The following is a 26,660-nucleotide window of genomic DNA, read 5'->3' on the forward strand; positions in this document are numbered from 1 at the left end:
CCGTCATTTCTTGAAGAGCAGTTCCTGCGCGGATTTGTCGGGCAGTTGCTTGCGCAGATCGGCATGCAGATCGCGCCCGCGCTGAACGCCTGGACGGGCGCTGACCGTGTCGAGCCAGCGCGCCATATGCGGCTTGTCCTCGATGGTCTGTTCCTGCCGCTTGTACAGATGCGCCCAAGGCCAGATCGCCATATCCGCGATGGTAAAGTCCGGCCCGGCGACGAATTCGTGCTCTGCTAACTGCTTGTCGAGAACGCCGTAAAGCCGCGCGACCTCGCTGCGATAGCGGCCCTGTGCATAGGGCAGCACCTGCGGCGGGTCCATGTCGGGGGCGTATTGCAGAAAGTGATGCGCCTGTCCGGCCATCGGACCCAGACCACCCATCTGCCACATCAGCCACTGGTCCACGGCAATCCGGTCCCGTTCACTCGTGCCACAGAACTTGCCGGTCTTGCGCGCGAGATATTGCAGGATCGCTCCGGATTCAAAAATCGAGATCGGCGCACCATCCGGCCCGTCAGAATCGATGATCGCGGGCATGCGGTTGTTCGGCGAAATCTTCAGGAACTCCGGCTTGAACTGGTCGCCTTTCTGGATGTTTACCAGATGCGTGTCATAGGCCAGCTCCATCTCCTCGAGCGCGATGGAAACCTTCCAGCCATTTGGTGTCGGCCAGAAATACAGATCGATTGTCATGTCTCATCCCCGTTCTAATCGGGCGCGATCATGACGCTTTCTGCGGCGCAAGCAAGGGCAGGGCAATGGCAGGGGGCGCAACAAGGCGTGACCAGCGGCGTGCTGGCGCATCCGGAACGGCCTGTTGCACCCGTTGCAGAGGCCAGCGGGCCGGGTTGCGCATCAGGTCGTTGTAAAAGCGCAGCGTGCCCGCGCGCGTATAGGTCGACCAGTGGCAGATGCGCCGCTCCGGGCTGCCCAGCGGCGCGCCGAGACGGTGCAGGTTGCCAAGGGTTTCGGTGCAATCCAGCTGCAGCGTCACCGCGTTCGGGGCCTTGAGACCCAGCCCGATGGCGCGGTCGCCGGGGACGGGGGGCGCGACCAACCGTTCGAACAGGAAATCGAACGTGTCGTTCTCGCGGCTGGTGATGTTGAAGAACTCGGTGGTTTGCCCGGCCGCCGTTTCCAGCGCCGCCTGGGCGGTTTCGCGATAGCTGGCCCCGGTCAGCGACACGATCCGCTGAATGGCATTGGCCGGCAGGTGATAGAGCGCCTGCAGTGCGATTTCTGTGCCCATCGAATGGGCAAGCACGTGAACGGGGCGGTCGGGGCCTTGGCGGCGCAGGTCATTCAGCAGCTGCGCCAGTGCCCGGCCTGCCTCGATGGCGCGGCGACGGGCGCTCCAGAGCGGGCCGCGCGCGTCCCAGCCAAAGGCGATGCCCAGACCTTCGTTTGTGTGGCCGGTGCCGAACCCAAGATGCCGTGGCCAGCTCGGTGAGTGCCAGGGCCGATCGCGCGGGTGCATGGCCATGATGTGAAGGTGGGGGCAGTGATCCAGCATCCCGGGACGATACTTGTAGCCGTGGATCATCACGATGACCGGCTCGTCGCGGGTTGCCTCGGCGGTGACCTCGGCGAGGCGGCGGTAGAGGGGCTGAGTCCCGCAGTGCAGGCGCGGCTCGCTCCCCTTCGCATTGATCCTGATCAGCGGCATCGCGCACCTCATACCAGATGTTGTGGCTGCTATCTGGCCGATGCGTATGACGTCGGGATGAAGCTATGGTTACGGCACCGTGACGATGTGGATTGGTGCCTTGACTTTCCGTCGCTGCGACAAGTAAAGGACACGCATGCTTCGTGGCGATTTGTTACCGGATTGCGGGCCACGTTAAATATTCCGCTAAAAGGTCAGGATGAAAGGCCCCTTTCGCTTGACCGCGTCTGGGGTTTTTTTGTGCCCGAAGAAGGGCCGGAGGTCGAAATGAGCGAGAACTGGAACAAACGAACGAAAGCCGTCCACGGGGGCGTGCGCCGCAGCCAGTATGGCGAAATGAGCGAAGCCATCTTTCTGACGCAGGGCTTTGCCTATGACAGTGCCGAGGCCGCCGAGGCGCGGTTCATCAAGACGGGGGATGACGAATTCATCTATGCCCGTTACGGCAACCCGACGGTGCGGATGTTCGAGGAACGGATCGCGCTGCTTGAAGGGGCGGAAGATGCCTTTGCCACCGCTTCCGGCATGGCGGCTGTTTCCGGCGCCCTGACCTCGATGCTGAAGGCCGGGGATCACGTGGTTTCGGCCCGTGCGCTGTTTGGATCCTGCCTTTACATTCTCGAAGAGGTTCTGGGCCGTTACGGGGTCGAGGTGACCTTTGTCGATGGCACCGATCTTGACCAATGGCGCGACGCGATCCGCCCCGACACCAAGGCCGTGTTCTTTGAATCCGTGTCGAACCCGACGCTCGAAGTCATCGATATCTCGGCGGTGGCCAAGCTGGCTCATGAGGTCGGTGCGCTGGTCCTTGTCGATAACGTCTTTGCTACGCCGGTCTTTTCCAAGGCGATTTCGCAGGGCGCGGACGTGGTTGTCTATTCCGCCACCAAGCATATCGACGGACAGGGTCGGGCGCTGGGCGGGGTGATCCTTGGCACGCGCGAGTTCATTCGCAAGACGGTCGAACCCTATATGAAGCACACCGGCGGCTCGATGAGCCCGTTCACCGCGTGGATCATGCTCAAGGGACTTGAGACCATGAGCCTGCGCGTCAAGGCGCAGGCCCAGTCGGCGCAGGCGATTGCCGAGGCGCTGGAGGGTGAGGCCGCGCTTGAGCGGGTGCTTTACCCTGGTCTCAAGGGCCATCCGCAGCATGACCTTGCCCAGAGCCAGATGGGGCAGGGCGGAACCGTCATTTCCTTTGAGCTGAAAGGTGGTCAGGAAGCTGCGTTCGCCTTCCTGAACGCGCTGGAAATCGTGCTGATCTCGAACAACCTCGGCGATTCCAAATCGATCGTGACCCATCCGGCGACCACGACGCACCAGCGGCTTCCGGCGGATCAGAAGGAACTGCTGGGGATCACCCCTGGCCTGATCCGGTTCTCGGTCGGAATTGAGGATACGGACGACCTGCTGGCCGATATCCGGCAGGCGCTTGTCGCCGCCTCGGCGCGGTAATTCGCCTTCCGGGCGGCCATTTTCCCAAAAGATTGGCTGCCCGGTGGTACTTATCTGGTACAATGGTTGAAAGTTTTTGCGCCCGGCTTTGATCCGGGGATGGTTGCGAAGCGTACTGATTATATATTGGTAATCTGCATCTGCCGTACTTAGGTTTGGCTCGACTGCAAAGGGGACGCTGATGAACATCCATATGCCGACGATCGAGGGTACGCCAGATCACGATGACGCAGCTGCGGCTCTGGACGTGCTGCGCGTCTGGGCATCCAAGGCGACCTATGCAGAGCTGGTCAATCTTGACCCCGCACTTGCGCGTGCGCTTGGCCGCCAGTCGAACATCGAATACCCGGTTCTGTCGCGCCATTACCCCGAAGAATTCACTGTCGATGCCGCCTACAAGGCGTCGCTGCCGGATTTACAGAACGGCCCATCCAGCCTGATCCGTGGCGCACGTCAGCAAATTCAGCATGTCGGTATTTCCAATTTCCGTCTGCCGATCCGCTTTCATACCCGCGACAACGGCGATCTGACGCTTGAAACCTCGGTCACCGGCACTGTCAGCCTTGAGGCTGACAAGAAGGGCATCAACATGAGCCGCATCATGCGCAGCTTTTATGCCCACGCCGACCGGACCTTCAGCTTTGGGGTGATCGAGGCGGCGCTGGATGATTACAAATCCGACCTCGAAAGCTTTGATGCGCGCATCCAGATGCGGTTTTCCTTCCCGATGAAGGTGGACAGCCTTCGTTCCGGCCTGTCGGGTTACCAGTATTATGACATCGCGCTAGAACTGGTCGAAACTGATGGCGTGCGTCAGAAGATCATGCACCTCGATTATGTCTATTCCTCGACCTGCCCCTGTTCGCTGGAACTGTCGGAACATGCGCGCGCGACGCGCGGTCAGCTGGCGACGCCGCATTCCCAACGCTCGGTTGCCCGAATTTCCGTTGCGCTGGAACCCGATGCGCAATGTCTCTGGTTCGAGGACCTGATCGATGCCTGCCGCCGCGCGGTGCCGACGGAAACGCAGGTGATGGTCAAGCGCGAGGATGAACAGGCCTTTGCCGAGCTGAACGCGGCCAACCCGATCTTTGTCGAAGATGCGGCGCGGCTGTTCTGCGAACAGTTGCTGGCCGATGCCCGGATCGGAGATTTCCGTATCGTGGCGAGCCATCAGGAAAGCTTGCACAGCCATGACGCGGTGTCGGTTCTGATCGAAGGCGACACGTTCGATGCACGCAACTTTGATCCCAAGCTGTTCTCGACCCTGATACATGTAGGGTGACAACAACCGGAGAGGGGCCATGTCCGAGCATATTATCGATGGTCATTGTCTCTGCGGAAATTGTCGGTTCGAGCTGACCGGGCCGCATCTCTGGGTTGGCCATTGTCATTGCGAAAGCTGTCGCCGGGCGACGGCCTCGCCATTTACCACGTGGGTCGGCCACAAGGACGGCAAGTGGCGTTGGACCGGGAATGAGCCGGTCACCTATCAAAGCAGTCCGGGGGCTGAACGGGGGTTCTGCGGCACCTGCGGGACGCCGATGTTCTATCGGACGGACCGCTACCCGGGTGAAACCCATTTTTATGCCGCACTGCTGCGGGCGGGGGCGGATGTGCAGCCTACGGACCATTATCACTCAGCGGAACAGGTGCCGTGGGTCGAACTTTCCGACCGGCTGCCACGACGACACTAAACGGAACACCCGCGTGTCGCGTCGATTAGGTGACAGGAGGCCAGCGCGCGATGCGGTCGCGCTTGACAGGGCGCATGCGCCAAGCCAAGCCTTCGCTCATGTTTGACCTGCGCCCTGTCGGCTATGTAATCGGCCTCTTAGTCGCCATTCTGGGCTTGACGATGTTCTTGCCAATGCTGATCGATCTGGCGCGCGGCGATGAGCATTGGCTTGTCTTTCTCGAAGCCGGGCTGGTCACGATCCTTATCGGCGGGCTGGTCGCCCTGTGCTGCGCCAATGGCGTGCAGGAAGGGCTGACGATCCAGCAGACTTTTCTTCTGACCACCGGGGTCTGGGTGGCGCTGCCGATCTTTGGGGCGCTGCCCCTGATGATAGGCGCGACCGAGCTTAGTTTCACCGACGCTTATTTCGAGGCGATGTCCGGCATGACCACGACCGGATCGACTGTCATCACCGGCCTCGATTTCCTGCCGCATGGCCTGCTGCTCTGGCGCGGCATCCTGCAATGGTTGGGCGGTATCGGTATCATCGTGGTCGCCATGGTGTTCCTGCCCGAATTGCGGGTCGGGGGCATGCAGATTTTCCGCACCGAAGCCTTTGAAACCATGGGAAAGATCCTGCCTCGCGCGACCGAGATCGCAAAGCAGATCTCGGTCATCTACATCGCGCTGACGATGGCCTGCATGCTGTGTTACGCGGCGCTTGGCATGTCCGCATTCGACGCGACCGTGCACGCGCTGACGACGATCTCGACCGGCGGTTTTTCGAACTATGACGCGTCTTTCGGCACCTTCTCGGGGCATATGGAATACGTCGCGTCGATCTTCATGATCCTGGCGGCCCTGCCATTCGTGCGCTATGTGCAGCTTATCAACGGGCATCCGCTGAGCATCTGGCAAGACGTGCAGGTGCGGGGCTTTCTCTGGACCATTCTTGTACTCGTCGTGATCTCTACGGTCGTGCTGACGACAATCTTTCCGCACCATTGGGAACAGTCCATGCGCGAGGCGCTGTTCAACATCACCTCGATCATATCGGGCACTGGCTATGCGAGCGTCGATTACATGGGCTGGGGCCCGTTCATGATCTCGCTGTTCTTCTTTATCGGGTTGATCGGCGGCTGCGCGGGGTCGACCGCCTGTTCCGTCAAGATCTTCCGCTACCAGTTGCTTTTTGCCTCGATCAAGGTCCAGCTACAGCGGATCCGGACGCCCCATGGGGTCTTTGTGCCGCGCTATGCGGGACGGCCCATTGATCAGGAAACATTGAATTCGGTGATCTCGTTCTTTGTTTTCTTTGTGGTAACCCTTGGTCTTGTATCCTGGGGTCTGGCGCTGACCGGGCTTGACATGATCACCGCCGTATCCGGTGCGGCAACAGCCATTGCAAACATCGGGCCGGGCCTGGGCGACAGGATCGGCCCGGCGGGGAACTTTGCAGGATTGAATGATACCGCCAAGTGGATCCTTGCCATCGCCATGCTGGTCGGACGGCTCGAGATCATGGCGGTATACGTCATCTTCACCGTGCCATTCTGGCGCGCGTGACGGTCTTTCAGTAGGCGTCTTTATAGATCGACTGGACCAGGTGTGTCTTGCACTTGGAATGGGCAGTGTTGATGATCAGGTACCATACGGTTTCACCCGGACGGCCCGCGCGCGAATATTCGCAATTGTCGGGCGAGGTCCACCACTGGCCCTTGTAATCGGCGGGCGGTAGCAGGTGCGAAGACGCGACTTTCATCTTTTTCGACGAGGCACGGCCGAACTTTTGGGATAGATCGGCAGAAGCGGGCAGAGCGGTCATTGCGACGATCAAAACGGCAGCAGCGAAAATCTTTAACATGCAAATTCTCCCGGTACGCGGCCCAACCCCCATTGGACCACGCAATCGTTTGAGTGGTGACAGAAACCGGAAAGCCCGCTCGGAACAGACTTTTCCATGGCTATAAACATGCCGACAAATTCAGGCATAATTGTGCTAAAAGCGGGGCCATGTCTTGGGAAAGCCAAGGCGCATGGGGAAGGAAGGTTAATGCAGCGGTTGATGAACACCCCTCTGGGCCGTATCGCCATCGTGAGCGAGGAGGGCGCGATCACTGCATTGAACTGGGTCGATGCCCAAGAACCCTTGCAGGATCAAGGCGATGCGCCGGAACTGATCGCGGCCGAAGAACAGTTGAACGCCTATTTCAAGCGGGGTTTGCGTGCCTTCGATCTGCCGGTCAGCGTCGCGGGCTCTGATTTCCAAAAGGCGGTCTGCGCCGAGATCGCAGCCATCCCCTTTGGCGAGACCCGACAATATGGCGAAATCGCCAAAAACCTTGGCATGCCCGCGCAGTCGGTTGGGCAGGCCTGCGGCGGCAACCCTGTGCCGATCATCATCCCCTGTCACCGCGTGCTCTCTGCACGGGGCCTGGGAGGTTTTTCGGCCCGTGGCGGTATCGAGACCAAGGTGAGCCTGTTGCGTCATGAGGGGGCAGCAGGATTGCTGATCTGACACATATGCCGCTTCGCGGATGTCTGTTTATAATCTGTTAACCTCGTCGCAGTAGGCAGCCTGAAGGCAGATAAAAAAGGGGCTGTTATGGGGACAGTTAATACCCGCCTGGGTGTCAAGATGGCACTTCGAAAGCGCTTGATCGATGAAATCAGCAAAGATCTCATCATTTCGATTTCCTTCTATGGCAACTATTTGAACGACGTCTTCCTCGGGGCAAGACCGGACGGCAGGGCGAAGTTGCCCACACGCCTTCTGGAAGGCCCGGTGCAGTTTCACCAGAAACGCTTTGATGCGATGCGAAGGTTGGATTTCTCGATGACCGACCGAGTCAGGCCCGGCGCGGTGTGCCGGATTGGCAAACGTTATTGCGTCGTCGCGGTGACGGTGCCCATGTTCAATTTCGACGGCACCCGATACGCCGGGATTTCCGAGCATAGCAGGATGTACCAGAGCATGAAGTCGCTGCGGGCCGGGGACAGCTTTGAATACGCGGGAAAACGGCACACAATTGCCGATGTCTTCTGACCCGGGTCAGGCCGGATTGCGCTCGGGGATGATCATCTGCGCGATGCCGGCGAAGAGCAGGTAGACGCTGGTCACGATAAGACCCCAGTGCGCCCAGCTTTCCGGGTGAAAGTCTACCCATGCCGCCCATCCGGCGAAAAAGGTCCATGCCAACGCCATCGGCAGGCTGATCGCCCGCCAGCGCTGGGTGCGAACGGGATGGATGAATTTCAACGGCAGGAACATGGTGATGGCCAGTATCGTAACCAGCGCGAGAATGATCCAGAAATTCGGCTGAAGCGCAAAGACGGTCAGGACCATCATGTTCCAGCAGCCGGGGAAGCCCGAGAAAGAGTTATCCTTTGTTTTCATTCGCGTATCTGCAAAATACATCGCGCTTGCAAAGGTGATGACGATGATCGCGAACCAGCCTGTCCAGCCATCCATCAACCCGGATTTGAACAGCGCAAAGGCGGGAATGAAGACATAGGTGAGGTAGTCGATGATCAGGTCGAGCAATACGCCGTCGAACTCGGGCGCGTTGTGTTTGACGTGATACTTGCGGGCCAGCGGACCATCGATTCCGTCCACGAAAAAGGCAACGACCAGCCAGAGGAACATCAGGTCCCACTTCAGATCGACTGCAGCCAGCATGGCCAGCATGGCGAAAACGGCGCCTGTGGCCGTAAAGAGATGGACGAGCGTTGCTTTGACTTTATCAGACATGGCGCGACTTTTGCAGGAAGCGAAACGCGGATGCAAAGAGAAATCCGGGGATAAGGGGCGCAGCCCGTCGATTGTTCCCGACGGCTGGTTTAAGCGGCACAGTGTAGCGCTGCCCCATGTCGCGCTTCATGCCCGCGGGTGGGACTTGTCATAAACTTCCATGAGCCTTGCGGTATCGACGCTGGTATAGGCCTGTGTCGTTGAAAGCGAGGCGTGGCCAAGCAATTCCTGTATCGCCCGCAGATCGCCCCCGGCGGTCAGCAAATGGGTCGCAAAGGAATGACGCAGCGCATGCGGCGTCGCGGTGGCGGGCAGGCCAAGCTGCATGCGTGCCTGCGCCATGACCCCCTGTATCATCCTTGGGGACAGGGCCTTGCCGCGCACGCCGCGAAACAGTGGTGCCTCCGCGCTCAGATCAAAGGGGCAGAGTTCGCGGTAATGCTCGACCGCTACGCGCGCGGCGGGGATCACCGGCACCAGCCGTTCCTTGCCGCCCTTGCCGATGATGCGTAGGGTCCGCGGCAGCGGCGCATCCGCGCCGGTCAGTCCGAGTGCTTCGGAAATACGCAGACCACAGCCATAAAGGATTGTGACCACGGCCGTGTCGCGAGCACCGACCCAAGGGGTCTGCGATTGGATCTCGACCGTATCAAGCATCGCGCGCGCCGCGTCTTCGGCCAAGGGGCGGGGCAATTTCTTTTGGAACTTGGGGGCGCGGGTCGACAGAACGGCGGTCGGTTCGAACCCTTCGCGCTCGGCCAGCCAACGGTAAAAGCTTTTGACCGCCGAGAGTTTGCGCGCCAGCGAGCGGGCGCCGATCCCTCCGGCGCGGGCCTGGGCCATCCATGCCCGCATTTCCGACGTGGTGATCCCGGCCAGCGCGCCAAGGCCCTGAGGCTCTCCGCGATGGGTCGTCATGAAGGCGAGGAATTCGCCAAGATCGCCCTGATAAGCGGTGATCGTGTTCTGCGAGGCCCCGGCCAGCGCACGCTGGTTATCGATCCAGCGGGACAGGGCGTCCCGGCAGGCTGGTGAGATCAGGCTCACAGCAACCAGTGACGCATGGAGCGTTCGAACACGCCCGCAAAGAACGACAGCAGGTCCGAGCCCTGCTGCGGCGAGAACTGGTGCGGATCCTCGGCGCCAAAGACCAGCAGGCCGGGCAGTCGATCGGGTCCGAAATCGAGCTTCATGCAGGCTTCGGAGCCGATCCAGTCGGCAGCCGAGCCGAAAATACGATCCGATCCATGCTGGATCTGGCGCAGCGTCACGCGGCGCGACGTGCCACGCCGCCCTTGCAGCAGGTAGTCGTCAATGAACCCGGGCTCGGCCACGGTTAGTACCGAGTGCAGCCGTTTCACCACGGGATCGTCGTCGCCCTCTGCCGTTTCCAGAACCAGCGTGACCTTGTCGACCTGCAGGATATCGGCGACTTCGCCGCCCAGATCGCGCAGGAAGATTTCGAAATCAGACGGCTCGAGCAGCCGCAAAATGGCCCGGTGAATCTGGTTCATCCCGGCGAGATTTTCATAGGCCGCGGCGATCACCGAGCGATGCGTGTCTTCGAGCCGGTCGAGACGTTCCTCGAGCCGTTCCATCGCGATGCCACGCAGATCAACGATATTTTCGCCCATTGCCTTTTCATTGGCTGCGATCAGGGCCCGCATGACAGCGCGGTCGTCGAGGATGGTTTCAGGGTCCGCGATAATCTTGTCGCGCAGGGAATCATCTATTGCCGGGCTGCTGCTCATGGGGCCTCTGCTTTGTTCTTGTACGGAAGTCGCGCGCCTGCAGCGCATTCTCTTTTGTTTGTTTCCGTTTTCTGATCAGTATCCGTCAATTTGCACGCGGGTCAACTTTTGATCCGGGGCAGGCCGTAATCTGCCGCCTGCGCTGTTGCATTAATTCCAACGGGTGCGATCAAATGGCGTCTGGAGCAGCGCGGCGAATTGCTGTTTCACGGTGTCGGCAAAGTCCGAAACCTGCGAGGTAATCCGATGATTAACTGGATCATCCCCCTGACGAGCCTCGTGACGGCGGCCGTTCTGGCCGTGCCGCGCCTGTCGCGTGCCGAGACATGGCGGGCCATGACCACGCCGCTGGCCTCGATCATCGGCAGCGGTTTTCTGGTGCTGGGGCCGGTGCTGAACGCGATCTATGGCGCTTGGGCGCCCGCGATCATGGTGCTCTTGTGCCTGGTTGCCTACCTGATCGGCGCGGCTGTTCGTTATAATATCGCCGACCGGCAGGACGGGCGCGGTCGGGCCGAGATCGCGGTCGATCACCTGTCGTCCTGGGCGCTGGCTTTCGCCTATTTCATCGCGGTTGCCTATTATCTCAACCTGTTCGGTGCCTTCGCGGTGGACCTGACGCCTTGGAATGACGAATTTCACGCGCGGCTTGTCACGAGCGCGATCTTCATCGTCATTCTTGTCGTGGGGCTGACACGCGGTTTTTCGGCGCTGGAACGGATGGAGCAGGTCTCTGTCGGGATCAAGCTGTCGATCATTGCGGGAATGCTCGTCGGGCTTGGCATCTACTTTGGCGAGCAGAGCGAGGCCGGGGCATTGGTGTTGAACCCGGTGACAGTGGGGCCGTGGCAGGCGGTCACGCTGGGATTTGGGCTTATCGTGACCGTGCAGGGGTTTGAAACGTCACGATACCTTGGGCGCAGCTATTCTCCGGAAGTGCGGATCAGGTCGATGCGCTGGGCGCAGCTTGCCTCGAGCACGATCTATCTCGTTTATATCGGGCTGGCGAGCTATGTCTTCGGACATCAGGATATCGACCTGGACGAGGCCGCCATCATTTCCATGATGGCCGTGGTGGCACCGGTCCTTCCGATCATGCTGGTCGGTGCGGCGCTGAGCGCCCAGTTCAGTGCAGCGATTGCCGATACCGGCGGGGCGGGTGGTCTGGTGGCGGAGCTGACTGGCGACCGGCTGAAACCCGGGCATGCCTATGCGCTTTTGGTTGCGACCGGTCTGGCGCTGACCTGGAGATTTGATGTTTTCGAGATCATCAGCCATGCGTCGCGGGCGTTCGCGCTCTATTACGCGTTGCAGGCGGCGGTTGCTGCGATCGCGGCGTCGCGCGCGGGTGAGCGTGGACATCAATTGGGCTTTGGCCTGTTGTCGGCCTTTGCGCTGGCTATGGCAGTGCTGGGAACGCCGATCGAATAACACCGGCGTGCCGCCCAGTCGGCCCCGGGCAGGGGCGCTGCCCCGTCGCGCGCTGCGCGACTCCCCGGGATTATTTTTGACCCAAAGAAGGGTTAGAGGATTTTCTGCCCGGTCTTTTCCCAGTCTTTCAGGAAGGCGTCGAGCCCCTTGTCGGTGAGGACGTGGTTGGCCATGGCCTTGATCACGGCGGGCGGGGCGGTTGCCACGTCGGCGCCGATCTTGGCGCAGTCGCTCATGTGGTTGGCGCTGCGGATCGAGGCGGCGAGGATGTTGGTTTCGAACCCGTAATTGTCATAGATCGTGCGGATGTCGGCGATCAGGTCGAGCCCGTCAAGGTTGATGTCGTCGAGACGTCCGATGAAGGGCGAGATGAAGGTCGCGCCCGCCTTGGCGGCCAGCAGCGCCTGGTTGGCTGAGAAGCAGAGCGTCACGTTGACCATGCGGCCTTCGTCCGAAAGGGTTTTGCAGGCCTTGAGCCCGGCCCATGTCAGCGGCACCTTGATCGCGATGTTATCGGCGATCTTGGCCAGTTCGCGGCCTTCGTTGATCATGCCCTCGGCGTCCAGCGCGACGGTTTCGGCAGAAACCGGACCATCGACGAGGTCGCAGATTTCCTTGGTGACTTCCTTGATGTCGCGTCCGGATTTCATGATCAGCGAGGGGTTGGTGGTGACCCCGTCGACCATGCCGAGGTCGTGCAGTTCCTTGATGGCGTCGATTTCGGCGGTGTCTACGAAGAATCTCATGACTTGCGTCCTTTGATGGGTTGGCCTTGGCTTTGCTAGGGTTTACCTCATGAGATGCGTGCCGGGAACCCCTGACGCCAGAGAATTGTTAGCGCAAAACCGACAGGCGGAGGCAGGAGCGGAACGGGTGGCCGAACAGGCGTTTTTCGACAAGGGCGAGTTAATCGGGGTGCTGACCACACAGCCGCTGGACCGGGTGCTGGACTATCGCGCGCCGGAGGGCGGGTGCTTTCTTGGCGCCTTTGTCGAAGTGCCGCTGGGGCCGCGCAAGGTTCTGGGCGTGGTCTGGGGGCCGGGGCGCGGAGATTATGACCTGTCGAAGATCCGCTCGGCCTTTCGGGTGCTGGAAGCGGCGCCGATGCGCGAGGAAATGCGCGTGTTCCTGCGCCGGGCAGCCGATTACACGCTGACACCGATGCCGGCGATGTTGCGGCTGGCGACGCGGGCGCCGGGGCTGGGCGATCCGCCGTCGATGCGCAAGGTCTATCGGTTGGGCAGCGGAGAGCCGGACCGGATGACCGATGCCCGCACCCGCGTGATCGAGGTGTTGCGCGACTATGGCGGGCTGGCCTTTACGCTCAAGGAACTGGCGGAGATGGCAGGGGTGACCACCTCGGTCGTCAAGGGGCTGGTCAAATCCGGCGCGGTGTTTGAAGAGGACAGCCCGCGCGATCTGCCCTTTCCGCGGCTAGACCCCGAACAGCCGGGCAAGGAGCTGACCGGTGACCAGCTTGCGGCGGCGGCATTCCTGCGCACGGCGATCCGCTCGGGGCGGTACGGTACGACGCTGCTCAAGGGGGTGACCGGGTCGGGCAAGACAGAAGTTTACCTCGAGGCGGTGGCAGAGGCCTTGCAGCAGGGGCGGCAGGCGCTGGTGCTTTTGCCGGAAATCGCGCTGACGGCGGAATTTCTGACGCGGGTCGAGGCGCGGTTCGGCGCGCGCCCGGCCGAGTGGCATTCCGGCGTCACCATGACCGAGCGGCGGCGCATCTGGAAGATGGTCGGGCAGGGGGATGCACAGCTGGTGGTGGGGGCGCGGTCCTCGCTTTTTCTGCCGTTTCAGAACCTCGGGCTGATCATCGTCGATGAGGAACATGATAGTTCCTACAAGCAGGAAGACGGGGTTTTGTACAATGCCCGTGACATGGCGGTGCTGCGGGCGTCGATCCTTGGGGCGCAGGTGGTGCTGGCAAGCGCAACGCCCAGTCTTGAGACTTGGGCCAATGCCGAGGCCGGGAAATACGCGCGGGTCGATCTGACCGCGCGGTTTGGCGATGCGGTGATGCCGGATATGCATGCCATCGACATGCGCGCCGAGACACTGGAGCGGGGGCGCTGGATTTCGCCCACCCTGCGGCGCGAGATCGTCAAGCGGCGCGAGGCCGGGGAGCAGTCGCTCTTGTTCATCAACCGGCGCGGCTATGCGCCGATCACGCTTTGCCGGGCCTGCGGGCAGCAGGTGTCTTGCGCGCATTGCGACGCGAAAATGGTCGAGCACCGGTTCCTTCAGCGGCTCATGTGCCACCAGTGCGGAGAGACGACGCCAATTCCCACGGTCTGCCCGCATTGCCAGGCCGAGGACAAGCTGACGCCGGTGGGGCCGGGTGTTGAACGGCTCGCCGAAGAGGCGGTGGCGCTGTTCCCCGACGCGCGGGTCGCGACGCTGAGTTCGGACATGTTCGGCTCGACCCGGGCGCTGAAGGCCGAGATCGAGAGTATCGCGGCGGGGGATGCGGACATCATCATCGGCACGCAACTTGTTGCGAAGGGGCACAATTTCCCCCTTTTGACCTTGGTGGGGGTGATCGATGCGGACCTGGGTCTGCAGGGGTCCGACCTGCGCGCCGCCGAGCGTACCTTTCAGCTCATGCGGCAGGTGGCCGGGCGGGCCGGGCGGTCGACCCGCAAGGGCGAGGCGCTGCTTCAAACCTATCAGCCTGAACATCCGGTGATCCGGTCGATCCTTGCCGGGGATGAGGCGGGGTTCTGGAAAGCGGAGGCGCGCGAACGTGAGGCGGCGGGGGTGCCGCCCTTTGGCCGCATGGCCGGGATCATCCTGTCGGGTAGCGAGGTGGCGCAGGTGTTCGATCTCGGCAACGCGCTGGCGCGCAATGACGGGCCGTTGCGGCAGGTCGGGGCGCAGGTTTTCGGACCGGCGCCCGCGCCGATTGCGCGGGTCCGGGGACGGCACCGGGTGCGGTTGTTGGTCAAGGCGGCCAAGGGCGTGGCCCTGCAAGAGGCCATCGCCCGCTGGATCGCGCCCTACAAGCTCAAGGGCGATCTGCGTCTTGCCGTGGATATCGATCCGCAGAGCTTTTACTGAGCCCGCGCAGAGCGGCATTTACCGGCGCAGGTTGTATTATTGGGGGCATTGTTAAATATTCTCGCCAAGACCGGGGAACGGGCGTATGTCAGTCTTCATGACTCGTTTCGTTCGCCTTGCCGATGCGGATCAGTTGCCGGTCTGGCGCCGACCTGTATCCCTTCTCTTTCTTACCGCCCTGTCCATGCCGGTTGCGTTCTACGCTTGGTATGCGCTGCTCAATAACTTTGTCATCGAGGCGGCGCATTTCGACGGGGCGGATATTGGCCTGCTGCACACTGTGCGGGAAATTCCGGGCTTTCTTGCCATCGGCGTCATCGCGATCATCATTTTCGTGCGCGAACAGGTGCTTGGGCTGATCTCGCTCTGCTTGCTTGGCGTTGCCACCGCCTTTACCGCGTGGTTCCCAAGCCTTGGCGGGCTGCTCTTTCTGACCCTGCTCAGCTCGATCGGGTTCCATTATTACGAGACGGTGAACCAATCGCTGCAACTGCAATGGCTGCCCAAGGAGCGCGCGCCGCAGGTGCTGGGCTGGCTGATGGGCGCGGCCTCGGCGACCACACTTGTCGTGTTCATTCTTATTGTCGTCATGTGGGAACCGCTGAACCTCAGCTATAACGTGGTCTTCATGACGGCGGGCGGGGTGACGGCGGTGGTGGCGCTCTTTGCGCTTTTCGCCTATCCGCAATTCGAGGCCCCGCATCCGCAGCTCAAGACGATGGTGCTGCGCCGTCGCTACTGGCTTTATTACGCGTTGCAGTTCATGTCGGGCGCGCGGCGCCAGATCTTTATGGTCTTCGCCGGTTTCATGATGGTCGAACGCTTTGGTTTCGAGGTCCACGAGCTGACCTCGCTCTACCTCATCAACCTCGTTATCAACATGGTCGTCGCGCCGTTCTTGGGCCGCGCCGTCGGTTACTTTGGCGAAAGACGTGTCCTGATCTGCGAATATGTCGGTCTGGCGCTGGTATTTACGCTCTACGGCGGCGTGTACTGGTTTGGCTGGGGCGTCATACTGGCAGCGACGCTGTATGTGATCGACCATATCCTGTTTGGCCTTGCCCTCGCGCTCAAGACCTATTTCCAGAAGATCGCCGATCCGGGTGATATCGCGCCAACGGCGGCGGTGGCCTTTACCATCAACCATATCGCGGCGGTATTCCTACCTGTGTTGCTGGGCCTCTTGTGGGTCGTGTCGCCCTCGGCGGTTTTTGCCCTCGCGGCAGGGATGGCACTGGTCTCGCTTGGTTTGGCGCTGATGATCCCGCGCCATCCCGAACCGGGGCATGAAACGATCTTTAGCCGCATGTTGACGGCGGAACCCGCGGAATAGAGGGATGGCCTCGCGACCCGATCAGCAAAACGTCGTCACAAAGGGGCGTTTCCTGACCGGGTCGACAATGGGCCACGTGGCGCGGATGACGCTGACCGGCGCGTTCGGCATTACTTTTGTCTTCATCGTGGACGCGGCCAACCTGTTCTGGATTTCCCAGCTTGGCGACCCGCGTCTGGTCGCCGCCATCGGGTTTGCTTTCGCGATCCAGTTCTTTTCCGTGTCGGTCGGCATTGGACTCATGATCGCTGCCATCGCACTTATTTCGCGGGCCATTGGCGAAGATGACATGGACCGTGCGCGCCGCACGACGACAAGCGCGGCCTTTCTTGCCTGTCTCATACAAAGTCTGACCGCCGCGCTCATCATCCTCTTCCGGCATGAACTGCTCGCCTATTCCGGCGCGACCGGGGAAACCGCCGATCTGGCCGCGCGCTACCTGCTGATCTCGGTGCCCTCGCTGTCGGTGATGGCGATTTCGATGGTCGCCAACGGGGCGCTGCGGGCGCATGGCGACGGGGCGCGCTCGATGTATGTGACCCTGACCTCGGGCGCGATTGCGATGGTCGTTGATCCCATCCTGATCTACGGGCTTGGCCTTGGGCTTGACGGGGCCGCCATCGGGATTTCCCTGTTTCGCTGCGTGATGCTGGTCATGGCGCTGCGCTTTGCAATCAGCGTGCATGACCTGATGGCGAAACCCTCTCTGGCCGATATGCGTGAACTTCTGCACCCGTTTTTCCTGATCTCGATACCGGCGATCCTGACCCAGATGGCCACTCCGGCCGGGAACTACCTGATCACGACGGTCGTGGCCCGTTTCGGCGATGATGCGGTTGCAGGCTGGGCTGTTGTGGGACGTCTGAGCGTTGTGGCTTTTGGCGGGATCATGTCGCTGTCTGGCTCGGTCGGTGGCATCTTTGGACAAAATTTCGGCGCGCGCCGATATGACCGGCTCGAGACGACGTTCCGCGACGCCATGCGGTTTGGCATCGGTTATTCCCTTGTCGCCTGGGCGCTTCTGTCGCTCAGCGCGCCGTTGGTGATCAAGGGCTTTGACCTCGAGCCGCTGGGAGCGGAGGTGGTGCGGGCCTTTACCAATGTCGGTGCGGGCGGTTTCGTCTTTGCCGCTGCGCTTTTCGTGTCGAACGCGGCGTTCAACTCGCTGGGCCGTCCGACCCGGTCCACTGTCATCAACTGGCTGCGCGACGGGGCGATGACCCTGCCGCTGGCCCTGCTGATGACCGGGGTCTTCGGGGCCGCCGGGGTGATTTATGCGCAGGCAGGGGCAAATCTCATCGTCGGATCGCTTGCGGCCTGGTGGGCGTGGCTGTACATCCGGTCCCTGCATCGGCTAGCCCTGCCACCGGTAGAGGTGGAACCGCCGCGCCCCTATGCCAATGCCGATCGTTTCCGGAGACGCTGATGACGACCTTTACCGCACTGACCACCCTGAATGGCAAACGCCCCGCCGAAGCGCTTGGCGAAGCGATGGAACGGCTTGAGCCCGAACCCACCGGCATCGGTGTCTTTGAGGTCGAGGATGATTCCGGGCTCTGGGAAGTCGGCGGCTATTTCACCGAGGCCCCGGACGAGGCGGCGCTGGCGCTGCTCGCGGCAGCGTTTGAGGCAAAACCCTTTGTCATTTCGGAACTGCCCGAAACCGACTGGGTCGCCCATGTGCGCCGCGAACTGGCGCCGGTGCGTGCCGGGCGGTTCTTTGTCTATGGCAGCCATGATGCCGACAAGGTGCCCGAGGGCGTGCAGCCCTTGCTGATCGAAGCCGCGATGGCCTTTGGCACCGGCCACCATGGCACTACGCTCGGCTGTCTGCGCGCATTGGAAACCCTGCTTGGCAAGGGGTTCGAGGCCGAACGGGTTGTGGATATTGGCTGTGGTACAGCAGTGCTTGCGATGGCAGCGGCGCGGGTCTGGCCGGGACGTTCGATCCTTGCCAGCGACATCGACGACGTGGCGGTGGATGTAGCGATGGCCAACCTGCGCGCCAATGACATGGAGGGCGAGGTCACCTGCCTTCAGGCCGCAGGATTCGACAATGACGCGCTGAAAGGCTCGGCACCCTATGACCTGATCTTTGCCAATATCCTGAAGGGGCCGCTGATAGCGCTTGCAGGCGATCTTTCGGCCAACCTGCGGTCCGGTGGCTATGCGATTCTGTCCGGCATTCTTGAGGACCAGAGTGCCGATATGGAAGCAGCCTATGCCGAAGCCGGGGTCAATCTTGTCGAAAAAGAGCAGATTGGCGACTGGATGACGCTGCTTTTGCAAAAGTAGGCGGCGGGTCGGCTGTTTTCCGCCAATCCTGCCCGGATTGCCAAAGTTTGGCCTTATTCCCTTAGAAACATGGTTCCCGGGCGGCTGGGGGCCATCTCATGGGGACGGTAAAATGTCTGGACATGCAGAGTTTCGGGAAAGGATCACACGGCTGCTAAAAAAGCACCGCGAAATGGCGCATGGCTATGCGGCTGTGATGGGGCCGGACGGTCTTGTCGAATTCAAGCCAAGGCGCGCGAGCAGCAATTCCGCCTCGCCGCGATATTTCGCGATCTTCCTTGGTGCCTTCGTGTTGTTCAAGGGGACGCTTCTGGCCGAACTGGGGCCGGAAACCTATGACAGACGAGTCGATATTCTGAACACCGGAAACGTCATTGCACAGGCCGGGGCGCTGGCCATGCGGGTCGATCCCCTTTCAGAGATCGTTTCGGGTCAGATCCGGCGGGTATTTCATTAAAATTCAGGGGTGATAGCTGTACAGCATCTGTACACCCCCTGTACATCACGACGTCGGTTTTGCGTGCTCCCGACCGTGTGACGCGCGCCTGTCGGGGATATCATTAACAAACCCTGAAAATTGAAAAAGCGCCTCGTGAGGTCTTCACGCTGCGCTTTTAACAATAGCCGTGAGTGGCTGTGCCTGTGGTTCAGAACAGGCGGTGGCTTTGGGCGACCTGATCGATATCGCCACGAACCAGACCGATGTCTTCGAGTTCGCGGTCGGTCAGGGACGACAGAGCGTTGCGGGTAACGCGGGCGTCGTTCCAGTCAACGACGGACGCGTAGACGTTCGCCAGAACGGTGCCGATACGGCCAGCAAAAGTTTGAAGGCCATCGTGAGAGCGGGTGATGTAATATGCAGCCATATCCTTGTCCTCTTTTCAGGGGTTGCAGTTTGTCTTGTTGTCCCGGGCAATTAGGGGGGAAATTTTGCCCGGGCAAGTCTGCAAAATGCATAATGACCATGCGCTTTTTGCATGGCTTGCACATAAGATGATCATTTTTGAAAAATTTATGACTTCAGCGTGCCTGTTTTGCAGATTTTAGTTGATTTTTTGCGTCGTTTTTGAGCTGAGCTGTCGCTCTGCGGCTGGCGGGTGTCGGTTTCAGACTTTGCGCGAAAGGACTGGCCCGTGTTCACGTTTCGTGCTATTTCTGAAAAAAATTGGTAACATCCGTGAGATATCGCGGCGGGACAGGGCAGGACATGCGAATTCTGGGTATCGATCCGGGCTTGAGAAACTCTGGCTGGGGCGTAATCGATTCGGTCGGCTCACGCCTGAGCCATGTCGCAAACGGTGTCTGTGTCTCGCAGGGCGAGACTCTCGCAGAACGGTTGCTGTCCCTTTATGATCAATTGAGCGATGTGATTGCGCGCTATGGTCCGGATGCGGCGGCGGTCGAGCAGACATTCGTCAACAAGGACGGGGCGGGCACGCTGAAGCTGGGGCAGGCGCGGGGCATTGCCATGCTGGTGCCTGCCAAGGCCGGGCTTGTGGTCGGGGAATATGCGCCGAACACGGTCAAGAAAACTGTCGTGGGTGTTGGCCACGCGGACAAGCAGCAGGTGCTGCACATGGTTTGCCTGCAATTGCCGGGATGCGACCCGGCGGGGCCGGATGCGGCCGATGCGCTGGCTATCGCGATCTGTCATTCGCGCCACGCCGGTCACGTGCTGCGCGAGGTGGCGTCTTGATCGGGCGGCTGCGCGGGCGGCTCGATTACCGGGCCTCGGATCATGTGCTGATCGACGTGGGCGGGGTGGGTTACCTTGTCTATTGTTCCGAGCGCACGCTGGCATCGCTGCCGGGGATCGGTGAGGCGGTGTCGATCCATACGGATCTGCTGGTGCGCGAAGACCTGTTGCAGCTTTTCGGGTTCTCGACGCTGGTCGAGAAAGAGTGGCACCGGTTGCTGACCAGCGTGCAGGGGGTCGGGGCCAAAGTATCGCTGGCGATCCTCGGGGCGCTGGGGCCGGACGGGGTGAGCCGGGCCATCGCGCTGGGCGACTGGAACGCGGTGAAGGCGGCCAAGGGTGTCGGGCCGAAGACGGCGCAGCGCATCGTGCTCGATCTCAAGGACAAGGCCCCGGCCGTGATGGCGATGGGCGGAGAGCCGGGCGGCGCGTTCTCGGCGGCGGGTGATGTGATCGACGCGGGCGACGGGGCAGATACGAGCGGCGCGACCGCCCGGGCGCCTGCGGCCGCTGTTGCGCGGGGATCGGGAGCGGCACAGGCGGATGCGCTGTCGGCGCTTGGTAATCTTGGCTACGGGCCGAGCGAAGCGGCCGCTGCGGTGGCCGAAGCGGCAGCCAATAACCCAGAAGCGGGCGAAGGGGTGCTGATCCGTGCGGCGCTGAAGCTTTTGGCGCCGAAGTCGTGAGGCGGGAATGATGGAAAGCGATCCGACCCTGCGGCCAGAGCCCCTGCCGGAAGATCACGACCGCGCCCTCCGGCCGCAGGTGCTTGATGAATTCATCGGGCAGGCCGAGGCGCGAGCCAATCTCAAGATTTTCATCCAGTCGGCGCGGCAGCGCGGCGAGGCGATGGATCATACGCTGTTTCACGGACCGCCCGGTCTTGGCAAGACGACGCTGGCGCAGATCATGGCACGCGAGCTGGGAGTCGGTTTTCGCATGACCTCGGGACCCGTGCTGGCGAAGGCGGGCGATCTGGCGGCGATCCTGACCAATCTCGAAGCGCGCGACGTGCTGTTCATCGACGAGATCCACCGGCTGAACCCGGCGGTGGAGGAGGTTCTCTATCCAGCGCTGGAGGATTTCGAGCTGGACCTCGTGATTGGCGAAGGGCCGGCGGCGCGGACCGTACGGATCGAATTGCAGCCCTTTACACTGGTCGGGGCGACGACGCGGATGGGGCTTTTGACAACGCCGCTGCGGGACCGGTTCGGGATCCCGACCCGGCTGCAATTCTATACGGTCGAGGAGTTGCATGAGATCGTGACGCGCAATGCCCGCAAGATGGGCGCACCGGCGGATGATGCCGGGGCGCGCGAGATCGCGCGCCGGGCGCGGGGCACGCCACGGATCGCCGGACGCCTGCTGCGCCGGGTGGTGGATTTCGCGGTGGTCGAGGGTGATGGCCGGATCAGCCGGGAACTGGCGGATAATGCGCTGACGCGGCTGGGGGTGGATCACCTTGGGCTCGACGGGGCGGACCGGCGCTATCTGCGGCTGATCGCGGAGAATTACGCGGGCGGGCCGGTCGGGATCGAGACCATGTCGGCGGCGCTGTCAGAGAGCCGGGACGCGCTGGAAGAGGTGATCGAACCCTACTTGCTGCAGCAGGGGCTGATCCAGCGCACGCCGCGCGGGCGGATGCTGGCGCAGAAAGGGTGGGATCACCTTGGACTGCCGGCGCCCAAGGGGCAGAACGATCTGTTCGGTTGATCTGTTGCTTTCTAGATTTTATGCCTCCGGCGGGGATATTTTGAAACCCAAAGAAGAGGCGGCCATGTCACCGGAAGAGATCGAAACCCTGTTTACCCGCGATGACGGGTCTTACCGGTTTGCCCGCTGGGGTCGGCCGCTGGCGCCGGTGGTGTTCGGGGTAGAGGAAGAAACGCTGTCGGTGCTCAAGGGGGCGTTCGAGGCTGTGGTCGTGTTAGCGGATCACAAGATGGCCGAAACCGATCCGGAATTCGGCAGCAATTGCATGATCTTTTTCATGCGGGACTGGTCCGAGCTGTTGGATGTGCCGGATCTGGGCAAACTGATCCCGGAGCTGGACGAGATGGTTTCGCGGTTGCGGGAGGCGGGCGCGAACCAGTACCGGGTGTTCCGGTTCGACGAGGATGGCGCGATCAAGGCGGCCTTCGTGTTCATCTGTATGGATGCGGAGATGGCGGCGCAGCCCGCCGGGGACCTTGCGCTGAACCAGGTGGTGCAGGTGATGCTGCTTTGGTCGGAAGGAGCGTTCCGGGAACGCTCGCCGCTGGCGCTGGCCGGGGAGTCGACGATCTTGCGACCAGAGATCGCCGGGGTGATCCGGGCGGCCTATGATCCGGTGATGCCGGGAGCGGCGGCGGACAGCGCCCATGCGCTGCGGCTGTTCGCACGGATGGAGCCGGGGGCATGAGCCATCGTTTCCCGGTGCAGGTCTATTATGAGGACACCGATATGGGCGGGGTGGTCTACCACGCCAATTACCTCAAGTTCATCGAGCGGGCGCGCAGCGATTACGTGCGCCAGCTGGGCAACGACCAGAATGCGATGCGCGAGGCCGGGATCGTCTGGGTGGTGCGGCGGATCACGGCGGAGTACCTCTCGACGGCACGGTTCGAGGATCAGCTTGTGATCGAAACCGAGGTGACAAGCGTGTCGGGCGCGCGCCTTAGCATGGGGCAGCGGGTGCTGCGCGGCGATAAGGTGATCTTTACCGCCGAGGTCGAGGCGGTCTGCATGAACGCCAAGGGACGGCCGGTGCGGCTTCCGGCAGAGATTCGCGCACGCCTGTAACAAAAACGCGTGCCGCTGCGGTATTGTTGGCAATTGCATCGGATCTGCGCTAGATCCATTGGCAATGAAGGGCCGAACCAATACGGCCCGCTGAAACGAGCAGGCTTATGGAAACAGAAACTCTGGCGCTGGCGCAGGAGATCGATTTCTCCATGTGGGCGCTTTTTGCGCGTGCAACCTTTACCGTGAAACTGGTGATGCTGCTGCTGCTGGCAGCCTCTGTCTGGTCCTGGGCGATCATCATCCAGAAACATATCCTGTACCGCTGGGCGCGGCGCGAGGCCTCGGTCTTTGATCAGGCCTTCTGGTCGGGTGAACCGCTGGATACGCTGTTCGACCAGATCGGCGCGGATCCGGAGGGCAATGCGCAGAAGGTCTTTGCCGCCGGGATGACCGAATGGCGTCGCTCGCACCGGGACAACGGGGCGCTGATCCCGGGCGCGCAGGCGCGGATCGACCGGTCGATGGATGTGGCGATCAACAAGGAAGCCGAGGACCTGCAGCGTGGCTTGCCGGTGCTGGCGACTGTTGGCTCTACCGCGCCTTTCATCGGGCTGTTCGGCACGGTCTGGGGCATTATGCATGCCTTCGTGCAGATCGCCGAGCAGCAGAATACCAACCTTGCCGTCGTCGCCCCCGGTATCGCCGAGGCGCTGCTGGCGACGGGTCTGGGGCTGATCGCGGCCATTCCGGCAGTGATCTTTTACAACAAGCTTTCGGCGGACAGTGACAGGATCGTGGCGGGGTATGAATCCTTTGCCGATGAATTCGCGACCATCCTGTCGCGGCAGCTGGATTCCTGAACGATGGGCGCGGCGGTACAGCAACCGGGCGGAGGCGGGGGCAAGCGCAGGCGGTCCCGGCGCAGCAACCGGCCAATGTCGGAAATCAACGTCACGCCTTTCGTGGACGTGATGCTGGTGTTGCTGATCATCTTCATGGTGGCGGCGCCGCTGATGACGGTGGGCGTGCCGGTGCAGCTTCCCAAAACCGCCGCCAGCGCCCTGCCGGGCGATGAGGAAGAGCCGCTGACGGTGACGATCACCGCCGAGGGGCAGGTTCAGATCCAGACGACCGATACGGCGCGGGACGAGCTGGTGCCCAAGCTGCGCGCGATTGCAGCCGAACGCAGCAGCGACCGGATATTCCTGCGCGCCGACGGGGCGATCCCCTATGAGACGGTAATGCAGGTGATGGGCGCGCTGAACGCGGGCGGATTTTCCAACGTGGGTCTGGTGACCGATACGGGCGGGCCGACATTCGACGGGACGCCGGGCGGCGCGGACAGGTAGGGTGGCACCGTGCAGACGGGCACAAAAATCTCAGGCGCGGGTCATGTCGCCGTCATCCTTTTCGCCCTTTTTGCCGGCAGCTTTGACAGCGAGCCGTTGCCTTTCGACGTGGCCAATGTCTCGGTTGTGACGGAAGAGGAATACGCAGCGCTGACCGCGCCGCAACAGGCCGAACAGCAGGGGGCAGAGCCTCAGCCTGCGGAGCCGGTCGTCGAGCCGGAGCCTGAACCCGAGCCGAAGCCCGAACCGGAACCCGTGGCCGAGCCGGAACCGGCGCCGGAAGTGTCTCCGGAGCCGCCGGTGGTGCCCGATCCGCCCGCGCCCGAGGTGGCCGAGGACCCCCAGCCGGAGCCGGAACAGCCCGAAGTGATTGCCGAGCCGGAGCCGACGCCGGACGTCGTTGCGCCGCCGCCGATCGAGCGTGTCGCGCCCGAGGTTGTCGAAGCACCGCCCGAAGATACGCGGCCCGACGAGGTCGAGCAGAGTGAGGTCGTAGAAGACGACGGTGCGGAAACCGCGCAGGAGGTGCAGGAAGCAACCGCGCCCGAAGCCGCGACCGACCGGATCGAACCGGAAACCGCGCCGGAAGCCCGGCTTGCGCCAAGCCAGTCACGCCGCCCGCCGACGCAGCGCCCTGCGCCGCGTCCCGAGCAGCCGGTCGAGACCGCCGAAACCCGGCCCGAGCCGGAACCTGAGCCCGTTGAAACGCCGCCCGCCGAACAGACGCCTGCGCCCATCGACACCACCGATGCGGTGAACGATGCGCTGGCCCAGGCCCTTGGCGGGGCCAGCGAAACCGCGCCCGCGCCGTCGGGGCCGCCGCTGTCGGCGGGGGAAAAAGAGGCATTGCGTGTGGCGGTGTCCCGGTGCTGGAACGTAGGGTCCTTGTCATCGGCGGCATTGGCGACAACAGTGGTTGTGACCGTATCAATGGCACAGGATGGAACGCCGGATGTGGGAACCATTACCATGACGTCGAGTTCCGGTGGAGACAGTACCTCGGCACGTCAGGCTTTCGAGGCCGCACGCCGGGCGATCATCCGCTGCGGCGCCTCCGGCTTTGACCTGCCGGTCGATAAATATGCGCAATGGCGCGAGATCGAAATGACATTCAATCCTGAAAGGATGCGCATAAGATGAAGCGATTTCTGCTGAGCCTTTTCGTTGGCCTCTCCTGTGTTACGACTCCGGTGCTTGCGCAGAACGGGCCGCTCAGGATCGAGATTACCGACGGGGTGATCGAACCGCTGCCTTTCGCGGTGCCGAACCTCGTGCCCGCGACGCCGGGGGATGTGCAGATCGGGGCCGACCTTGCGCGGGTGATCTCGGCGGATCTGTCCGGAACCGGTCTGTTCCGCGAAGTGCCGTCGAGCGCCTATATCAGCGGCATCAACGATTTCAACGCGCCGGTTCAATATGCGGACTGGAAGGCGGTCAACGCGCAGGCGCTGGTGACCGGTGCGGTCAGTACCTCGGGTGATACGCTCACGGTGCAATTCCGCTTGTATGACGTGTTTTCCAATGCGGAACTTGGCAACGGGTTGCAGTTCACCGGCTCGGTACAGGGCTGGCGGCGCATGGCGCACAAGGTGGCCGACGCAGTTTATTCGCGCATCACGGGCGAGGGCGGCTATTTCGACAGCCGCGTGACCTTTGTATCGGAAAGCGGACCCAAGGATCAGCGGGCCAAGCGGCTGGCGATCATGGATTACGATGGCGCGAATGTGCAGTACCTGACGGACAGTTCCTCGATCGTGCTGGCGCCGCGGTTCTCGCCCAGCGGTGACCGGGTGCTTTACACGAGTTACGAGACCGGCGCGCCGCGGATTTACGTGCTGGACGTGGGGCAGGTGCAGCGCCGGGTGCTGGAACAGAAGGAAGGCACCATGAGCTTTGCGCCGCGTTTCGCGCCGAACGGGCACACGGTGGTGTTCTCTCTGACCGAGGGCGGCAATACGGACATTTACACGATGGAGATCGCCTCGGGCGAGATCGTGCGGCGCACCAGCGCGCCGTCTATTGAAACCGCGCCGAGCTATTCGCCGGACGGCAGCCAGATCGTCTTTGAGAGCGACCGTTCGGGTACGCAGCAACTTTATGTGATGCCGGCGAGTGGCGGTGAGGCCACGCGGATCAGTTTCGGGCAGGGCCGCTATGGCACGCCGGTCTGGTCGCCGCGCGGTGACATGATCGCGTTCACCAAGCAGAGCAAGGGCCGGTTTCACATCGGCGTGATGCGCACGGATGGCAGCGAGGAACGCCTGCTGACCGCGTCTTTCCTTGATGAAGGTCCGACATGGGCGCCGAACGGCCGTGTCATCATGTTCGCCCGCGAGACGCAGGGCGCACAGGGCCGGTCGGGGCTTTACTCGGTCGATATCTCGGGGCGCAACCTCAAGCCGATCCCGACGCCGGATGGCGCGTCGGACCCGGCTTGGTCGCCCTTGCAGGATTGA

29 protein-coding genes and 1 riboswitch are annotated in these 26,660 nt (G+C 62.0%); of the genes, 21 read left to right on the forward strand and 8 right to left on the reverse strand.

The window, feature by feature from the left end:
- Nucleotides 1-3: 3 nt before the first annotated feature.
- Nucleotides 4-696 carry a glutathione S-transferase N-terminal domain-containing protein gene (locus MF268_RS06550; RefSeq protein ID WP_238370079.1) on the reverse strand — a complete coding sequence of 231 codons (693 nt, stop codon included), beginning with the start codon at nt 694-696 and terminating at the stop codon, nt 4-6.
- Nucleotides 697-724: 28 nt separating this feature from the next.
- Entirely contained in the window at nt 725-1,669 is a 945-nt protein-coding gene (locus tag MF268_RS06555; protein ID WP_238370080.1) for an alpha/beta fold hydrolase, read from the reverse strand.
- Between the two features lie 133 nt (nt 1,670-1,802).
- Nucleotides 1,803-1,879, forward strand: a riboswitch (SAM riboswitch).
- Nucleotides 1,880-1,936: 57 nt separating this feature from the next.
- On the opposite strand from MF268_RS06555, the gene metZ reads away from it, so the two are divergent.
- The 4 genes from metZ (at nt 1,937) to MF268_RS06575 (ending at nt 6,371) form a co-directional block, all read left to right on the forward strand.
- Entirely contained in the window at nt 1,937-3,127 is a 1,191-nt protein-coding gene (gene metZ / locus MF268_RS06560; RefSeq protein ID WP_238370081.1) for an O-succinylhomoserine sulfhydrylase, read from the forward strand.
- Nucleotides 3,128-3,308: 181 nt separating this feature from the next.
- Nucleotides 3,309-4,412: a GTP cyclohydrolase FolE2 gene (gene folE2, locus MF268_RS06565; RefSeq protein ID WP_238370082.1), complete on the forward strand. Its 1,104-nt coding sequence runs from the start codon at nt 3,309-3,311 to the stop codon at nt 4,410-4,412.
- A 19-nt stretch (nt 4,413-4,431) separates the two neighbouring features.
- Complete coding sequence (locus tag MF268_RS06570; RefSeq protein ID WP_238370083.1) at nt 4,432-4,824, forward strand: GFA family protein; 393 nt, start codon at nt 4,432-4,434, stop codon at nt 4,822-4,824.
- Between the two features lie 98 nt (nt 4,825-4,922).
- The gene (locus MF268_RS06575) at nt 4,923-6,371 is read left to right on the forward strand and encodes a TrkH family potassium uptake protein (protein WP_238370084.1); all 1,449 of its coding nucleotides are present in this window, start codon (nt 4,923-4,925) and stop codon (nt 6,369-6,371) included.
- A gap of 7 nt (nt 6,372-6,378) precedes the next feature.
- Here MF268_RS06575 and MF268_RS06580 read toward each other — a convergent pair whose 3' ends face one another.
- The gene (locus MF268_RS06580; RefSeq protein ID WP_238370085.1) at nt 6,379-6,669 is read right to left on the reverse strand and encodes a hypothetical protein; all 291 of its coding nucleotides are present in this window, start codon (nt 6,667-6,669) and stop codon (nt 6,379-6,381) included.
- 189 nt (nt 6,670-6,858) lie between these two features.
- On the opposite strand from MF268_RS06580, the gene MF268_RS06585 reads away from it, so the two are divergent.
- Together MF268_RS06585 and MF268_RS06590 are read left to right on the forward strand one after the other, a co-directional pair.
- Entirely contained in the window at nt 6,859-7,323 is a 465-nt protein-coding gene (locus MF268_RS06585; RefSeq protein ID WP_238370086.1) for a methylated-DNA--[protein]-cysteine S-methyltransferase, read from the forward strand.
- Nucleotides 7,324-7,443: 120 nt separating this feature from the next.
- Nucleotides 7,444-7,851 (forward strand): hypothetical protein, encoded by a 408-nt coding sequence (locus MF268_RS06590; RefSeq protein ID WP_238370087.1) that lies wholly within the window; start codon nt 7,444-7,446, stop codon nt 7,849-7,851.
- 6 nt (nt 7,852-7,857) lie between these two features.
- Here the strand turns inward: MF268_RS06590 and MF268_RS06595 are convergent, their stop codons facing one another.
- From MF268_RS06595 to MF268_RS06605, 3 genes are all read right to left on the reverse strand, one after another.
- Nucleotides 7,858-8,556: a CDP-alcohol phosphatidyltransferase family protein gene (locus MF268_RS06595; protein WP_238370088.1), complete on the reverse strand. Its 699-nt coding sequence runs from the start codon at nt 8,554-8,556 to the stop codon at nt 7,858-7,860.
- Between the two features lie 126 nt (nt 8,557-8,682).
- Entirely contained in the window at nt 8,683-9,603 is a 921-nt protein-coding gene (locus tag MF268_RS06600; RefSeq protein ID WP_238370089.1) for a tyrosine recombinase XerC, read from the reverse strand.
- Nucleotides 9,600-10,307 (reverse strand): DUF484 family protein, encoded by a 708-nt coding sequence (locus MF268_RS06605; protein WP_238370090.1) that lies wholly within the window; start codon nt 10,305-10,307, stop codon nt 9,600-9,602. The genes MF268_RS06600 and MF268_RS06605 overlap by 4 nt, the downstream gene beginning before the upstream one ends.
- Before the next feature lie 246 nt (nt 10,308-10,553).
- Here MF268_RS06605 and MF268_RS06610 point away from each other — a divergent pair, with 246 nt between their 5' ends.
- The gene (locus tag MF268_RS06610) at nt 10,554-11,738 is read left to right on the forward strand and encodes an APC family permease (protein ID WP_238370091.1); all 1,185 of its coding nucleotides are present in this window, start codon (nt 10,554-10,556) and stop codon (nt 11,736-11,738) included.
- A gap of 92 nt (nt 11,739-11,830) precedes the next feature.
- Here the strand turns inward: MF268_RS06610 and fsa are convergent, their stop codons facing one another.
- Nucleotides 11,831-12,484, reverse strand: a complete 654-nt coding sequence (gene fsa, locus MF268_RS06615; protein ID WP_238370092.1) for a fructose-6-phosphate aldolase — start codon at nt 12,482-12,484, stop codon at nt 11,831-11,833.
- Between the two features lie 127 nt (nt 12,485-12,611).
- Between fsa and MF268_RS06620 the strand changes: the two genes are divergently transcribed.
- The 5 genes from MF268_RS06620 (at nt 12,612) to MF268_RS06640 (ending at nt 18,892) form a co-directional block, all read left to right on the forward strand.
- The gene (locus MF268_RS06620; RefSeq protein WP_238370093.1) at nt 12,612-14,807 is read left to right on the forward strand and encodes a primosomal protein N'; all 2,196 of its coding nucleotides are present in this window, start codon (nt 12,612-12,614) and stop codon (nt 14,805-14,807) included.
- 97 nt (nt 14,808-14,904) lie between these two features.
- Nucleotides 14,905-16,140: an MFS transporter gene (locus tag MF268_RS06625; RefSeq protein ID WP_238370220.1), complete on the forward strand. Its 1,236-nt coding sequence runs from the start codon at nt 14,905-14,907 to the stop codon at nt 16,138-16,140.
- Between the two features lie 4 nt (nt 16,141-16,144).
- The gene (locus MF268_RS06630; protein WP_238370094.1) at nt 16,145-17,566 is read left to right on the forward strand and encodes an MATE family efflux transporter; all 1,422 of its coding nucleotides are present in this window, start codon (nt 16,145-16,147) and stop codon (nt 17,564-17,566) included.
- A complete protein-coding gene (locus MF268_RS06635) occupies nt 17,566-18,435 on the forward strand; it encodes a 50S ribosomal protein L11 methyltransferase (protein WP_238370095.1) in 870 nt (289 codons plus the stop codon). Before MF268_RS06630 ends, MF268_RS06635 begins: the two co-directional genes overlap by 1 nt.
- A gap of 112 nt (nt 18,436-18,547) precedes the next feature.
- The gene (locus MF268_RS06640; RefSeq protein ID WP_238370096.1) at nt 18,548-18,892 is read left to right on the forward strand and encodes a hypothetical protein; all 345 of its coding nucleotides are present in this window, start codon (nt 18,548-18,550) and stop codon (nt 18,890-18,892) included.
- 190 nt (nt 18,893-19,082) lie between these two features.
- Here MF268_RS06640 and MF268_RS06645 read toward each other — a convergent pair whose 3' ends face one another.
- Nucleotides 19,083-19,301 (reverse strand): DUF1127 domain-containing protein, encoded by a 219-nt coding sequence (locus tag MF268_RS06645; protein ID WP_238370097.1) that lies wholly within the window; start codon nt 19,299-19,301, stop codon nt 19,083-19,085.
- Nucleotides 19,302-19,642: 341 nt separating this feature from the next.
- On the opposite strand from MF268_RS06645, the gene ruvC reads away from it, so the two are divergent.
- The 9 genes from ruvC (at nt 19,643) to tolB (ending at nt 26,660) form a co-directional block, all read left to right on the forward strand.
- On the forward strand, nt 19,643-20,131 hold the full coding sequence (gene ruvC, locus MF268_RS06650; protein WP_238370098.1) for a crossover junction endodeoxyribonuclease RuvC: 489 nt from the start codon (nt 19,643-19,645) through the stop codon (nt 20,129-20,131).
- Complete coding sequence (ruvA, locus tag MF268_RS06655; protein ID WP_238370099.1) at nt 20,128-20,817, forward strand: Holliday junction branch migration protein RuvA; 690 nt, start codon at nt 20,128-20,130, stop codon at nt 20,815-20,817. Before ruvC ends, ruvA begins: the two co-directional genes overlap by 4 nt.
- Nucleotides 20,818-20,824: 7 nt before the next feature.
- On the forward strand, nt 20,825-21,844 hold the full coding sequence (gene ruvB / locus MF268_RS06660; RefSeq protein WP_238370100.1) for a Holliday junction branch migration DNA helicase RuvB: 1,020 nt from the start codon (nt 20,825-20,827) through the stop codon (nt 21,842-21,844).
- 64 nt (nt 21,845-21,908) lie between these two features.
- Nucleotides 21,909-22,532, forward strand: coding sequence for a hypothetical protein (locus MF268_RS06665; RefSeq protein ID WP_238370101.1), 624 nt, complete (start codon nt 21,909-21,911; stop codon nt 22,530-22,532).
- A complete protein-coding gene (ybgC, locus tag MF268_RS06670) occupies nt 22,529-22,912 on the forward strand; it encodes a tol-pal system-associated acyl-CoA thioesterase (protein ID WP_238370102.1) in 384 nt (127 codons plus the stop codon). The genes MF268_RS06665 and ybgC overlap by 4 nt, the downstream gene beginning before the upstream one ends.
- A 107-nt stretch (nt 22,913-23,019) precedes the next feature.
- A complete protein-coding gene (gene tolQ, locus MF268_RS06675) occupies nt 23,020-23,715 on the forward strand; it encodes a protein TolQ (protein WP_088634748.1) in 696 nt (231 codons plus the stop codon).
- A 3-nt stretch (nt 23,716-23,718) separates the two neighbouring features.
- Nucleotides 23,719-24,204 (forward strand): protein TolR, encoded by a 486-nt coding sequence (tolR, locus tag MF268_RS06680; RefSeq protein ID WP_088634747.1) that lies wholly within the window; start codon nt 23,719-23,721, stop codon nt 24,202-24,204.
- Between the two features lie 9 nt (nt 24,205-24,213).
- Nucleotides 24,214-25,344: an energy transducer TonB gene (locus MF268_RS06685; protein WP_238370103.1), complete on the forward strand. Its 1,131-nt coding sequence runs from the start codon at nt 24,214-24,216 to the stop codon at nt 25,342-25,344.
- Nucleotides 25,341-26,660, forward strand: coding sequence for a Tol-Pal system beta propeller repeat protein TolB (gene tolB, locus MF268_RS06690; RefSeq protein WP_238370104.1), 1,320 nt, complete (start codon nt 25,341-25,343; stop codon nt 26,658-26,660). Before MF268_RS06685 ends, tolB begins: the two co-directional genes overlap by 4 nt.

It is taken from the genome of Heliomarina baculiformis (assembly GCF_019966545.1).
Lineage (GTDB): Bacteria > Pseudomonadota > Alphaproteobacteria > Rhodobacterales > Rhodobacteraceae > Heliomarina > Heliomarina baculiformis.